This is a genomic window from Pseudomonas sp. TSRC2-2 (assembly GCF_049897785.1).
In the GTDB taxonomy this organism is placed as follows: domain Bacteria; phylum Pseudomonadota; class Gammaproteobacteria; order Pseudomonadales; family Pseudomonadaceae; genus Aquipseudomonas.
Genome location: NZ_JAFCWZ010000010.1, coordinates 193234 through 206558, shown reverse-complemented (window position 1 = coordinate 206558; position 13325 = coordinate 193234). Strand labels below are relative to the sequence as shown.

The 13325-nt window shown below is 62.6% G+C and carries 9 protein-coding genes and 1 pseudogene; 6 read left to right on the top strand and 4 right to left on the bottom strand.

Annotated elements, in window-relative coordinates; genetic code table 11:
- Window positions 1–96 precede the first annotated feature (96 nt).
- Window positions 97–681 carry a TetR/AcrR family transcriptional regulator gene (locus tag ACP7D9_RS20815; protein WP_101159603.1) on the bottom strand — a complete coding sequence of 195 codons (585 nt, stop codon included), beginning with the start codon at window positions 679–681 and terminating at the stop codon, window positions 97–99.
- A gap of 212 nt (window positions 682–893) precedes the next feature.
- On the opposite strand from ACP7D9_RS20815, the gene ACP7D9_RS20810 reads away from it, so the two are divergent.
- The 3 genes and pseudogenes from ACP7D9_RS20810 to ACP7D9_RS20800 all read left to right on the top strand — a co-directional run bounded on the left by ACP7D9_RS20810 (window position 894) and on the right by ACP7D9_RS20800 (window position 4923).
- On the top strand, window positions 894–1571 hold the full coding sequence (locus tag ACP7D9_RS20810) for a type 1 glutamine amidotransferase domain-containing protein (RefSeq protein WP_426159445.1): 678 nt from the start codon (window positions 894–896) through the stop codon (window positions 1569–1571).
- Window positions 1572–1673: 102 nt separating this feature from the next.
- A pseudogene (locus tag ACP7D9_RS20805) lies at window positions 1674–2795 on the top strand (alkene reductase).
- A 589-nt stretch (window positions 2796–3384) separates the two neighbouring features.
- Window positions 3385–4923, top strand: a complete 1539-nt coding sequence (locus ACP7D9_RS20800) for a cryptochrome/photolyase family protein (RefSeq protein WP_426159444.1) — start codon at window positions 3385–3387, stop codon at window positions 4921–4923.
- A gap of 6 nt (window positions 4924–4929) precedes the next feature.
- Here the strand turns inward: ACP7D9_RS20800 and ACP7D9_RS20795 are convergent, their stop codons facing one another.
- From ACP7D9_RS20795 to ACP7D9_RS20785, 3 genes are all read right to left on the bottom strand, one after another.
- Window positions 4930–6432 carry a sensor domain-containing diguanylate cyclase gene (locus ACP7D9_RS20795; protein WP_426159443.1) on the bottom strand — a complete coding sequence of 501 codons (1503 nt, stop codon included), beginning with the start codon at window positions 6430–6432 and terminating at the stop codon, window positions 4930–4932.
- A gap of 130 nt (window positions 6433–6562) precedes the next feature.
- Window positions 6563–7477: a LysR family transcriptional regulator gene (locus tag ACP7D9_RS20790; protein ID WP_426159442.1), complete on the bottom strand. Its 915-nt coding sequence runs from the start codon at window positions 7475–7477 to the stop codon at window positions 6563–6565.
- A 372-nt stretch (window positions 7478–7849) separates the two neighbouring features.
- Window positions 7850–9052 (bottom strand): MFS transporter, encoded by a 1203-nt coding sequence (locus ACP7D9_RS20785; RefSeq protein ID WP_426159441.1) that lies wholly within the window; start codon window positions 9050–9052, stop codon window positions 7850–7852.
- Window positions 9053–9230: 178 nt separating this feature from the next.
- Between ACP7D9_RS20785 and ACP7D9_RS20780 the strand changes: the two genes are divergently transcribed.
- Genes ACP7D9_RS20780 through ACP7D9_RS20770 form a run of 3 tightly spaced genes read left to right on the top strand, consistent with a single transcriptional unit; the run spans window position 9231 to window position 13320 of the window.
- Window positions 9231–10619 carry a c-type cytochrome gene (locus ACP7D9_RS20780; protein ID WP_426159439.1) on the top strand — a complete coding sequence of 463 codons (1389 nt, stop codon included), beginning with the start codon at window positions 9231–9233 and terminating at the stop codon, window positions 10617–10619.
- The gene (locus ACP7D9_RS20775) at window positions 10616–11089 is read left to right on the top strand and encodes a (2Fe-2S)-binding protein (protein ID WP_426159437.1); all 474 of its coding nucleotides are present in this window, start codon (window positions 10616–10618) and stop codon (window positions 11087–11089) included. The genes ACP7D9_RS20780 and ACP7D9_RS20775 overlap by 4 nt, the downstream gene beginning before the upstream one ends.
- Window positions 11086–13320 (top strand): molybdopterin cofactor-binding domain-containing protein, encoded by a 2235-nt coding sequence (locus tag ACP7D9_RS20770; protein WP_426159436.1) that lies wholly within the window; start codon window positions 11086–11088, stop codon window positions 13318–13320. The genes ACP7D9_RS20775 and ACP7D9_RS20770 overlap by 4 nt, the downstream gene beginning before the upstream one ends.
- Window positions 13321–13325: the final 5 nt, after the last annotated feature.

Below are 13325 nucleotides of genomic sequence, written 5' to 3'. Positions count from 1 at the left end.
TTTTGCACCCGCCGCGAATACCTGTGGGAGCGGGCTTGCTCGCGAAGAGGCCGGTGGCTCCGCCTTCAAGCTTAAGTACCCACCCCCCGGGCACGCTCAGACTCGCAACAACTGCCGGGTCATGGCCATGGAGGTTTCCAGCGACTGACCGGTGCGCTGCAATTTGTTCAGCAAACTGGCGCCGAGCCAGAGCTGATACAGCGTCTCCGCCAACTTGCGCGCATCGCCTTGGGGCAGGCTTTTGTCGATCTGCCCCTGTTCGATGCATTCTGTGATGCGCGCGACGATGCGTTCGGCGCCGTCGCGCAGGGTCAGGCGCATCGATTCGGACAGATCGGCGACTTCAGCGCTGAGTTTCACCACCAGGCATTCGTCGCCGTGGCCTTCCAGGGTGCAGCGGTTCTGCCAGCCCTGCCAGTAATCCATCAGCCGCTCGAAGGCGCTCAGCCCTGGCAGCGTCAGGCGCCGCTCCATGTCGGCGAGGTAGTCGACGAAGTAGTCCTCGAGCAGCGCCTGGCCGTACAACTCCTTGGATTTGAAGTAATGATAGAACGAGCCCTTGGGCACGCCGGCGGTCTGCAGGATCTCGTTGAGGCCGACGCTGGTGAAGCCTTTCTCGGCCATCATCCGGTGGCCGGTGTCGAGCAAGTGTTGGCGGGTGTCGTCAAAGGTCGGCTTCATGGTGCGCAAAATTCCAGACAATAGACCAGTCGTATACTTTTCAGGATCGAGAGTTTGCCATAACCGACGAGCAAAAACATTTTCTGAAAAAATTACTAGACGACTGGTCTAATTGGTTACTATGCTGCGCCCCGACACACAAATTCATCCGGCGCCGACGCTGAGCGAATTCCTCGCCTTGTGCCGATGCCTGACCAACCCAAGGGTGCTCTATGAAAATCTTGATGGTTCTGACTTCCCACGATCAACTCGGCAATACCGGCAAGAAAACCGGTTTCTGGCTGGAAGAGTTCGCCGCGCCCTACTACGCGTTCAGAGACGCCGGCGCCGATGTCACGCTGGTATCGCCTGCCGGAGGCCAGCCACCGCTTGATCCGAAAAGCGATGAGCCCGGCGCGCAAACTGCCGAAACCGATCGCTTCCGCGCTGATCCGGCGGCTCAAAAAGCATTGGCCAGCACGGGTCGTTTGGCAGATGTGAAGGCTGAAGATTTCGACGCAGTGTTCTACCCAGGTGGCCACGGCCCGCTGTGGGATCTGGCCGAAGACAAGGCCTCGATCGCACTGATCGAAGCCTTCGACCGCGCCAACAAGCCGCACGGTTTTGTCTGCCACGCACCGGGCGTGTTGCGCCATGTGGTGCGCGCTGACGGCCAGCCAATCGTCAAGGGTCGTGACGTCACCGGTTTTACCAACGCCGAAGAAGCCGCGGTCGGCCTGACTGACGTGGTGCCGTTCCTCATCGAAGACGAATTCCAGCGTCTGGGCGGGCGCTATTCGAAAGTCGCCGACTGGCAGGTGCATGTAGTGGCAGATGGGCAACTGGTCACTGGGCAGAACCCGGCCAGTTCCGCCGCCGTTGCCGACAAATTGTTGAAGATGCTCGGCTGAACCCGTCGCTCCACCCCGATCAACGCCGCGTGCGTACAGCCCGGCGTTGTTTTTTTGCCCAGTCACTAGTCGACTGGTCTAATCAGACTCAAGGCTTACTTCATGAACAACGCTTTCTTCACGCCTGCCAAATTGGGCACACACACCCTGAAAAACCGTATCGTCCTGCCACCTCTCACCCGCCAGCGCAGCACGCAACCGGGCAATGTCGCCAACGAATTGATGGCCGGGTATTACCAGCAGCGCGCCGGTGCCGGTTTGCTGGTCACCGAAGGCACGCAGATCGAACCGCGCGGCCAGGGTTACGCGTGGACGCCGGGCATTCACACGCCTGAGCAGATCGCCGGTTGGCGCAAAGTCACCGAGGCGGTGCACGCCGTGGATGGTGTGATCTTCGCCCAGCTCTGGCATGTCGGCCGGGTTTCGCACACCGCATTGCAGCCCAATGGTGACGCGCCGGTGTCAGCCTCTGCGGTCGCCACGGATCGCGTCAGTGTGTTCATAGAAACCGCGCCCGGTGTTGGTGAACTGGTACCGCCGTCGGCTCCGCGCGCGCTGAGCACGGAGCAAGTGCAGGAGTTGATTCAGCTGTATATCCAGGCCGCGCGCAACGCAATGGAGGCGGGTTTCGACGGCATCGAACTGCATTGCGCCAACGGTTATCTGGTCAACCAGTTCATCTCCGCCCACAGCAACCTGCGCACCGATCAGTACGGCGGCTCACTGGATAATCGCTTGCGCTTCTTGCGCGAAGTGGTGGCCGGTGTTGCCGAATGCATCGGCAAGGACAAGGTCGGTGTGCGTTTTGCGCCGCTGTTCAGCACAACCGATGAAGCGCGCACGTATCTGGGTCTGGTCGAGGAAGATCCGCACAGCACTTACATTGCCGCGATCAAGATTCTCGAAGACGTGGGCATCGCCTATCTGTCCATCGCCGAAGCCGACTGGGACAATGCCCCAGCGATGCCGCATGCCTTTCGCCAGGCCGTGCGCGAGACCTTCAGCGGCGCGATCATTTAGGCCGGGCGCTACAACGCCAAAACCGGGGCGCAATTGCTTGAGTCGGGGCTGGCGGATCTCGTCGCGTTTGGCCGGCCATTCATGGCCAACCCGGACCTGCCGGCGCGGATTGCCAATGACTGGCCGTTGAATCAGTTGAACCCGGCGACGGTGTATGGCGGCGGTGCCGAGGGTTATATCGATTACCCGACGTACCCAGCCTGACAAACCAACACACCCTCCCTGAGGGAGCTGGTCGCGAAAGCGTGGATCAGCCAACAAATGTGCAGGCTGAGCCAACGCCTTCGGGAGCAAGCCCCCTCCCACACGGGTTTTGTGCTGGGCCAGCGATCACGTGGTGTGCCCGTAATCCCTGTGGGAGCGGGCTTGGTCGCGAAAGCGTGGATCAGCCAACAAATGTGCAGGCTGAGCCAACGCCTTCGGGAGCAAGCCCCCTCCCACACTGGTTTTGTGCTGGGCCAGCGATCACGCGGTGTGCCCGTAATCTCTTTGGGAGCGGGCTTGCTCGCGAATCCGTCGGGTCAGTCAATGCAGGTGCAAGCTGACCCAACGCCGTTGGGGGCAAGCCCCCTCCCACACGGGTTTTGTGCCGGGCCAGCGATCGCGTGGTGTGCCCGTAATCTCTTTGGGAGCGGGCTTGCTCGCGAATGCGTCGGGTCAGTCAATGCAGGTGCAAGCTGACCCAACGCCGTTGGGGGCAAGCCCCTCCCGGATGTGAACTCCATTACTGCCCCAAACCTGTACATGACTATATATTTGTATAACCATTGGAGGCCCCTAACGGATCTCCCCAATGAACGCTGCCCACCGTTTGCTCCTGATCCTCGGCGACCAGCTGTCATTCGACCTGGCCTCCCTGCAGCACCTCGATCCCCAGCAGGACCTGCTGCTGATGGTCGAGGTCATGGAGGAAGCGACCCACGTCGCCCATCATCCGCAAAAAATCGCCCTGATCTTCAGCGCCATGCGTCACTTTGCCGAGGCGTTGCGCAGCCAGGGCTACCGCGTCCAATACGTCACCCTTGACGACCCGGACAACAGCGGCGCAGTCCCGGCGGAATTACAGCGCTGGCAAACCCTCACCGGCGCCGAGGAAATCCACGTCACCGAATGCGGCGACTGGCGCCTCGAACAGTCGGTCAAGGATTCAGGTTTGCCTGTGCACTGGCATTCAGACCGCCGTTTCCTCTGCTCGCGCGAGGAGTTCGCCGAGTGGGCGAGCGGCAAGCAGCAACTGCGCATGGAGTTTTTCTACCGCGAGATGCGGCGCAAGAGTCGGCTGCTGCTCAATGGCGACGGCACGCCGGTCGGCGGTGCGTGGAATTTCGATGCGGAGAATCGCAAGGCCCTGCCCAAACACGCCAAACCGCCCTACCCGGCGCGTTTCGCCAATGATGCAATCACCCAAGAGGTGCTGGCGTTGGTCGGCGAGCGCTTCGCCAGCCATTACGGCACGCTGGATGACTTCAACTACCCGGTGACCCACGCCGACGCACAGGCCCTGTGGCAATACTTTCTCGACTATGCGCTGGCCGGCTTCGGTGATTACCAGGACGCCATGGCCAGTGATGAACCGTTCCTGTTTCACGCGCGGATCAGCGCGGCGCTGAACATCGGCCTGCTCGATCTGCGCCAGCTATGCAGCGATGTCGAGGCCGCTTACTGGGCGGGCAGCATCGCCCTCAACGCTGCCGAAGGCTTCATTCGACAATTGATCGGCTGGCGTGAATACGTACGCGGTGTGTACTGGCTGAAGATGCCGGACTACGCCGAGGGCAATGTGTTCGGCAATTCGCGCGTGTTGCCGGAGTTCTACTGGACCGGTGACACGCAGATGAACTGCATGCGCCAGGCCATCGGCCAAAGCCTGCAACATGCCTACGCGCACCACATCCAGCGGCTGATGGTCACTGGCAACTTCGCCTTGCTCGCCGGGATTGCGCCCAAGCAAATCTGCGAGTGGTATCTGGCGATTTACATGGACGCCTTTGACTGGGTCGAACTGCCCAACACCCTGGGCATGGTCATGCACGCCGACGGCGGTTACCTCGGCTCCAAGCCTTACTGCGCCAGTGGCCAGTACATCAATCGGATGTCGGATTACTGCGGCGATTGCGCGTACCAGGTCAAGGAAACCAGCACCGAGAACGCCTGCCCGTTCAATGCGCTGTACTGGCATTTCCTCATGCGTCACGGCGACGTCCTGCGTGGCAATCAGCGCATGGGCATGATGTACAAAAATCTCGATCGCATGCCGCTGGCCAAACAGGATGCACTGTGGCACCGCGGGCAGATGCTCTTGGCGAAACTGGATAATGGCGAAGCTTTCTAGTGCGCCTCAGGCCTGTCCGGCCATAGCGTTGCGCCCCGCCGCTTTTGCGCGATACAGCGCCTGATCGGCGTCCTCGATCAACGCCGACAGAGAATCCAGCTGCGCGCCCATTGCCACTGCCATACCAATACTTACCGTGACCCGACCGAACGGGCCGCCCGGATGGACAATGTTCGCCTGTTGCAACCGCTTGAGCACCAGTTGCGCTACCACCGTCGCACCGGCGCTGTCGGTGGCGGGCATGATCACTGCCATTTCCTCGCCGCCGTAGCGTGCGACCAGATCAGACGGACGCCGCACGCAGCTTTCAAGAATCTTGCTGACCGCTTGCAGACAGACATCGCCGGCGACGTGACCCAAGGCATCGTTGAACAATTTGAAGTGGTCGATATCAATCATCAGCAGGGCCAGCGAGCTCCCGTCACGCTGCGCCCGCCGGGCTTCCACCGCCAGGGTTTCATCAAAGCAGCGGCGGTTGGCCAGACCGGTCAGCGCGTCCTTCATCGCCAGCAATTCCAGTTGGCGATTGGACGCGAGCAATTGCTGCTGTGCATCGCGCAACGCTTCCTCTGCCTCGGTGCGGCGGCGGATATCAAGGATCAGGAACCAGCCGATCAGCCCTGTCAGCCCCAGCAGCCCGACCACCACCACCGCCGACAACGCCGCTTCGATACGCCACGCCGCGAGCGCTTCGTCCTTGCCTAAAGCTACGGTGGTGATCAGCGGCAAGGTTTCGCTTTTGCGGAAGGCGTACAAGCGCTCGACGCCGTCGAGGCTGGAGGTGTACGAGGCGGTGCCGACCGAGCGGTCGATCAGGTATTTGGCGTAGATCGGCGACTTGGAGAAGTTGCGGCCCATGTCCTGCTCGCGGAACGGGTAACGCACCAGCAGCGTGCCGTCGGTGTACGACAGACCGATCGCGCCGTCCTGGCCAACGTCAAGCTTGCCGAATACGCGAAGAAAGTTTTCAACTCCCAGCGTCACTGACACCACCCCGGCGAACTGGCCATCGGCGTCGTTGAAACGCCGGCTGATGGTCACCACCCACTCGTGATTGGAACGGCTCTGGATCGGCGGCCCAATGAACGACTCGCGGCTCGGGTCTTCACGGTGGTGCCTGAAATAGGTGCGGTCGCTGCTGTTCGCACCGGCTGGAATGGGTCGGTTGGAGGACATCAGCCAATGCCCGTGCCGGTCATAAATGGTGATACCGCTGAGCTGCGGCATTAATGACTGCTGGCTGTCGATCAGGGCTTTGATGCGCTGAATCTGCGCCGGGCCATCGCCCTCGGCTTCCAGACGCTCGACCAGCCCGAGCAAGAGCAGCGAGCTTTGCCGGACGATGCCTTCGGTGTAGGTGTTGAGCGCCTGGGTCAGGTTCAAACCATGCACGTCGACTTCCGCCAGCGCGCGTTCACGCGAAGACCAGACTTTCCAGATTGTCAGCGAAGTCAGGGAACAGCCGATCACCAGCAGCAGGAGCATTACAAGGCGAGTATCACGCTTCACGTCAGTACCTTAGGGAAGTCCGGTGTCCATTCCAGCCATCATTCGAACGTCGGCACTCACGGCGGCCATGTGTTCCGGGGCGCAAGCATACAAGCAGTCTCAAGCGGCCGCAGCAACAGTGTGTGCAGCGCTAAACGGCGGGTGCGGCGGGTTTGAGAATTTCCACGAGGAAATCGATGAACACGTTGATCCGGCTCGAGCCGCGGTGATTGGGCAAGTACAGCGCGTTGATGCAACTGCTGGCGCTGCCGGGGTTGACCTCGTAGTGCTCGAGCAAGCGCGTCAGGCGCCCGGCGGCGACATCGTCGCGCACCAGCCAGTCGGCCAGCAGCGTCACCCCGCCGCCACCGATCGCGGCTTCGCGAAGGATGTCGGCGTTGTTGCTTTGCAGGCGACCCTGAACGTTGAGCTGAATCGGCTCTTCGTCACCCTGGAAGGTCCAGTGGTGATGGCTGCCGCCGTAATCGAAACGCAGGCATTGGTGCTCAAGCAGGTCTCGTGGATGCTCCAGCACGCCGCTGCGCGCCAGATAATCCGGGCTGGCGACGATCCAGCGCTGAAAGTGGCCGACGCGTTTGCTGACGATGTCCTCGCTGACTACCGTCGAGCCGAGCCGCACTGAAACGTCGATCTGCTCGCTGAGCAAATCGCTGACCTGATCGCTCAACGACAGGCTGATCTCCAGCCCCGGATGGCGCTCGAGCAAGCGGCTCAGGTGCGGCGCGATCAGCCGCCGGCCAAACTCCACCGGCACGCTGATGCGCAAGCGACCCTGGGCATCACTGCCACGATCAGCGACCACCGCATCGGCTTCGTCGATGGCATCGAGAATCGCCACGGCTTTTTCGAAATAGGTTTGGCCGGCGACGGTGACACTGGTGTTGCGCGTGGTGCGATTGAGCAGGCTGGCGCCCAACTCGTTTTCCAGCCCGGCCACTTGCCGGGTCACCGAAGACGTCGAAATCCCGAGCTTGCGCGCCGCCGAGGAATAGCCCCCGCAGCGCACGGTTTCAACAAACATCTTCAAGGCCAGCAACTTGTCCATAAGCGGGGTCCGGTGGTGAGGGAACGCCGCTGATTGTGCATCAGCGTCCGCCACACGTCTTGTATCGTCGTGCTTGAGGGCGCCGGGTGCGGAAAACAATTCCATCTCGAAGTGCCTCACTTTGTGGGAGCGGGCTTGCTCGCGAAAGCGTGGGGTCAGTCAATGCATGTGCAAGCTGACCCAACGCCTTCGGGAGCAAGCCCCCTCCCACAGTGGTTTTGTGGTGGGCCAGCGATCAGGCGGTGTGCCCGTAATCCTTGTGGGAGCGGGCTTGCTCGCGAAGGCGTTCTGCCAGTCGAAACATGCGCTGCTGACCCACCGCTTTCGGGCGCAAGCCCATCTCCCACATTGATTTTGTGGTGGGCCTGAAATTCAGCTCCGATCAGCCTTGCGGCCGAGGAACAACGCCAGCGCCAGTGCCGGCAACACCGCCACGGCAACGGCCGAGAGGTTCCAGCCGAAGTGTTCGTAGAGCGGGCTGGCGACCAGTGAGCCGAGAGCGCCGCCGACGAAGATGCTGGTCATGTACACCGCATTCAGGCGGGCCCGGCTATGCGGGTCGAGGGCGTAGACCTCACGTTGGCCGAGGACCATGTTCAGTTGCACGGCAAAATCCAGCAGCACCGCACACACCACCAGCCACACGTAACCACTGCCCGGCAGCGCGGCGATCAGCAGCGACAACGGCGCCAGCAGCAACGCAACCAAAGTACCGCGACGACCGTGCCCGGCATCGGCCAGGCGCCCGGCAATCGGCGCGGCAATCGCACCCACCGCACCGACCAGCGCAAAGATCGCCACTTGCGCCTGGCTGAAGCCGTGATGACGCATCAGCTCAATCGGCGCGAGCGTCCAGAACAGGCTGAAACTGGCGAACAGCAAGCCTTGGTACAGCGACCGCTGACGCAACACCGCATAGCGTCGGGCCAGGGCAAACACCGAACCGATCAACGCGACGTAAGTGGCCTTGTGCGTCGGCACGCGGCACGGCAATGCCACAGCGGTAATCAACGCGATCACCGCCATCAGCGCCGCTGCGCTGTAAAACACCCCGCGCCAGCCGAACACTTCGACCAACAGACTCGACAGCGGCCGCGACAGCAGAATCCCCAAGAGCAGGCCGCTCATGATGTTGCCGACAACGCGGCCCCGGCTGGCTTCCGGCGCCAGATGCGCGGCCAGCGGCACGAGGATCTGCACCGCCACCGACGTCAGGCCGATCAGCAGTGACAAGAGCAGAAACAGCGACGGCGAATGAGTCAGCCCAGCGCACAGCAGCGTCACGCTCGCAGCGACGGTGAAACCGACCACCAGACGACGGTTCTCCATGAGGTCGGCCAGCGGCACGAGCAGCAACAAGCCCAGCGCGTAACCGAACTGCGTCAGCGACACGATCAGGCTCGCATTGGCGCTGGACAGGCCGATCTGCGGCGCGATCAGTTCGACGATGGGCTGCGCGTAATACAGGTTGGCCACGACCGCGCCGCAGCAGAACGCCAAAAACGCGACCATCAGGCCAGAGAGTGAAGCAGGCTGTTCGGCCGGGGCCGCAACGGCAGGATTGCCCGTAAGCATGGTGACACCTCGTTGAGTTCGGGAATGTGCTGCCAAGGCTACGGTCAGCCAGCGGCGACGAGAATCCGTGCTGCTGGCAACGCACTGATGCGCCGAGCGCAACGTTGCTTGTGACGCAACGCGCTGTTGCGCGGGCCGATGATTCTCCGCAGCAAGCGTCTTCTCTACGCTTTGGCTCTTGGCGCAGACGTCCGCATCGGCGCCCTTCCCCGGCTGCTACAAGGAGCGTTTCCATGACCCGCACTGCACTCGTCCTGCCACTGCCCGCCGCGATGTTCTGCCGACCATGAACAGCCATCTGCTCAAATCCAGAACTTTGTGGATCAGCGTCGCCGTGCTCGCGGTGATCGGCCTGATCATCGCCGTCGCGCTGATGTGGCGCCCGGCGATCGCGCCGATCAAACGCCCGACGTCATTCGATACTGCGCAGTTGCAACGCGGCGCACGGGTGGTCGAGGCCGGTGATTGCGCGGTCTGCCATACCCGTCCCGGCGGCGAATACCTGGCCGGCGGCCTACCGCTGGTGACGCCGTTCGGCACGCTATACAGCACCAACATCACCCCGGATGCGCAGACCGGTATCGGCGAATGGTCATTACCGGCCTTCGAACGGGCGATGCGCGAGGGCGTAGCTCGCGATGGCCACTTTCTTTACCCGGCGTTTCCTTACGTGCACTACCGGCGCATGAGCGCAGAAGACATCGCCGATGCCTACGCGTACTTGATGAACGGCCCCGCCGTACACGCCCCCGCCAGGCAGAACCAGATGAATTTCCCGATGAACATCCGCCCGCTGGTGTCGTTCTGGAACCTGCTGTTTCTACATGGCGAGCCGCTCACGCCGCTGGCAGAACACAGCGCCGCATGGAATCGCGGACGTTATCTGGTTGACGGCCCGGGCCACTGCGCTGGCTGCCATTCGCCGCTGAACCTGATCGGCGCGGAAAAATCCTCGGAATATTTGCAGGGCGGCAGCGTCGATGGCTGGCAAGCGCCGGCGCTGGTTGGCCTCGGGCAACGCGCCAACCCATGGAATCGCGGGCAATTGGTCGGCTATCTTCGCGCCGACGTGGCCGATGGCCATGGCACCCCCGCCGGCCCGATGCGCCCGGTCAGCCTGAGCCTGGCGCGTTTGCCGGCCAGCGAAGCCGAGGCGATTGCCGACTACCTGCTGAGCCTGCAAAACCCGCACGCGGTGAGCGAAACCACCGCGCAAAGGCCGCCGAGCAGTCCAGCGGATCACACAACCGGCGCGCTGCTCTTCAGTAGCGCCTGCGCCGGATGTCACGCAGCCGCCGCGCCGATGCGGGAAATCGACGGCCGCCCAGGCCTGCACAGCAGCTCGGTGCTGCAAGCGGCCAGCCCGCGCAATTTTCTCAAGACCGTGCTCGAAGGCGTGCCCGCCATTCCCGGCGCGCCCGGCCCGGTGATGCCGCCGTTTGCCGCCAGCCTCGACAACGCGCAGCTCGGCGCACTTGCGGCGTACCTGCGTGAGCAAGCCCGACCCGAGCAGCCGTGGGCCGACCTCTCTTCCACTATCGAAGCGTTACGTCAGGAGACGAAATGAGCCAGATCACTCTCACCGTCAATGGAGCCGCCCAGCCGCTGGAGCTGGAACCGGACATGCCACTGCTGTACGCGCTGCGCAATCACTTGAACCTCAACGGCGCTAAATACGGCTGCGGCCTGGGCCAGTGCGGCGCGTGCACGGTAATCGTCGAAGACCAGCCGGTGTTCGCCTGCCTGACGCCGTGCGCCGGCCTTGAAGGCAAAAAGATTCGCACCGTGGAAAGCCTCGGCAGCGCGGAGAAACCCGGCCCGCTGCAAGCGGCGTTCATCGACAAGCAGGCCGCGCAATGCGGTTACTGCATCGCCGGCATGCTGATGCGCGCACAGTCGTTGCTCGAACGTGATCCGCACCCGGACGAACAAACCATCCGCGAACACATGGCCGGCAATCTGTGCCGTTGCGGTACGCATTTGCGCATCATCGAAGCGATCAAACAGGTGGCCGGGCACAACGGGAGCCTGACATGAGCGAAGCAAACGGCTTGAACCCCAGCCGCCGGGCCTTCCTGCGCGGCGGTGCGTTGCTCATGGCCTTCACGCTGATGCCGGTAGCGCGGCGTGTGTTGGCCGACACCGAAGTCGACACCCTCGGTACTGTGGTGTTGGCGCCGGATCTGCCCGGTAGCCTGCGCACCAACGCTTTTCTGGACGCGTGGATTCGCATCGGCTCCGACGGCATCACCGTGTACACCGGCAAGGTCGAGCTGGGCACCGGAGTGAAAACCGCGTTGCTGCAAATCGCCGCCGAGCGTTTACAGGTGCCGGCCAGCGCGATCAACTTGCTCACCGCCGACACAGCATTGACGCCCAACGAAGGCTACACCGCCGGCAGCCACAGCATTTTCGACAGCGGCACCGCCCTGTACAACGCGGCCGCGCAGGTACGCGAAATGCTCGTCGAGGCCGCCGCGCGCAATTGGCAAGTCGATGCTGCGCAACTGAGCACCCGCGATGGCGTGATCGAAGGCCCGGGCGGGCAGCGCATGGCTTACGCCGATGCAGTCAAACATGTCGACGTGCACCAATACGCGAAGGCGCAATCACCGGCGATGGCGGCGGCCGACTTCAAACTGATCGGGCACAACCTGCCGCGCCTCGACATTCCGGCCAAGGTCAGCGGCGGCGCGGCATTCGTGCAGGATATGCGCTTGCCGGGCATGCTGCATGCGCGGGTGATTCGCCCGCCTCGTCCCGGCTGCACGCTTCAGGCGTTCGATGCCGCGGCCATTGAGGCACTGAACGGTGTGGTCAAAGTGATTCGCGACGGCAACTATTTGGCCGTGGTCGCCGGTGATGAGTGGCAAGCGATCAAGGCCATGCGCAGCGGCATCGAAAGCGCCGATTGGAGTGGCGGCGAGGCGATTCCCGAAGCCGCCGGGATTCATGATTTGCTCAAGCAATTGCCCTCCAAGCGCTATCCAATCAGCAACAACGGCAATCCCGGCAGCGCGACCGAGACGCGCTTCAAGGCGCGAGTGACCAAGCAATATTTGATGCACGGTTCGATCGGCCCGTCCTGTGCGGTGGCTTGGTTCAACGATGGTGTGCTCACGGTGTGGACCCACACCCAGGGCGTCTATCCATTGCGCGCCGGCATCGCCGAAATGCTGCGTCTGCCGCCGGAGCGTGTGCGCTGCATTCATACCGAGGGGTCGGGCTGTTACGGCCACAACGGCGCCGATGATGCCGCCGCCGATGCCGCGCTGATCGCCATGCGCCTGCCGGGCACGCCGGTGCGCGTGCAATGGATGCGCGAGCAGGAAAATCTCTGGGAGCCGTACAGTTCGGCGATGGTCACCGAAGTCGATGCCGGCCTCAGTCAGGGCCGTTTGCAGGACTGGAATTACGAGCTGTGGACCACGCCGCACAACGAACGCATCGTCAACGCCGGACGCCTGCTGCCCGCGCGCCTGTTAGCCGACCCCTTCGCCTCGGCGCCATCGGTGCCGATCGCCCAGCCCGAAGGTGATGGTGATCGCAACGCGGTGCCGCTGTACGAGGTGAGCGCGACGCGAATCAACATGAACTTCGTCACCACCATGCCCTTTCGCACCTCGGCCATGCGCTCGCTCGGTGCGCATATCAATATCTTCGCCATTGAGGCGGGTATTGATGAGTTGGCGATCAAGGCCGGGCTCGATCCGGTGGCGTTGCGGCTGGCTCATCTCAGCGATCCGCGTGCTCGTGCCGTGATCGAGCGCGTGCGTGACGAAATCGGCTGGCCACACAAGAGCAGTGAGCCAGGCGCGGGAATCGGTTTTGCCTTCGCCCGCTACAAAAACATCATGGGTTACTGCGCCCTCGCGGTGAAATTGCGAGTGCATCCGCAGACCGGCGAGATCCGTGTCGATCATGTGGTGACAGCGGTCGACGTCGGCCAGATCGTCAGCCCCGATGGTCTGCGAAATCAGGTCGAGGGCGGCATCGTCCAGTCGACGAGCTGGACGCTCTATGAAAAAGTTGCCTACGACGCTGGTGGTATTCGCAGCTACGACTGGAGCGGTTATCCGATTTTGCGGTTTACGCAATTGCCGAAAAAAGTCGATGTGCACTTGCTCGACCAACCGGGCGAACCCTTCCTCGGTGCCGCTGAAATCGTTCAGGGGCCAATGGCTGCCGCGCTCGGCAACGCGGTCAGCAATGCCACGGGCCGGCGCTGGCTGAACCTGCCGCTGACCCGTTCCAGCCAACCTGCCTGAACCCC

Bases quoted from the DNA above. Each gene is read 5' to 3' on its own strand.
- ACP7D9_RS20815 (WP_101159603.1), bottom strand. From the start codon at position 681: ATGAAGCCGACCTTTGACGACACCCGCCAACACTTGCTCGACACCGGC.
- ACP7D9_RS20810 (WP_426159445.1), top strand. From the start codon at position 894: ATGAAAATCTTGATGGTTCTGACTTCCCACGATCAACTCGGCAATACC.
- ACP7D9_RS20800 (WP_426159444.1), top strand. From the start codon at position 3,385: ATGAACGCTGCCCACCGTTTGCTCCTGATCCTCGGCGACCAGCTGTCA.
- ACP7D9_RS20790 (WP_426159442.1), bottom strand. From the start codon at position 7,477: ATGGACAAGTTGCTGGCCTTGAAGATGTTTGTTGAAACCGTGCGCTGC.
- ACP7D9_RS20785 (WP_426159441.1), bottom strand. From the start codon at position 9,052: ATGCTTACGGGCAATCCTGCCGTTGCGGCCCCGGCCGAACAGCCTGCT.
- ACP7D9_RS20775 (WP_426159437.1), top strand. From the start codon at position 10,616: ATGAGCCAGATCACTCTCACCGTCAATGGAGCCGCCCAGCCGCTGGAG.
- ACP7D9_RS20770 (WP_426159436.1), top strand. From the start codon at position 11,086: ATGAGCGAAGCAAACGGCTTGAACCCCAGCCGCCGGGCCTTCCTGCGC.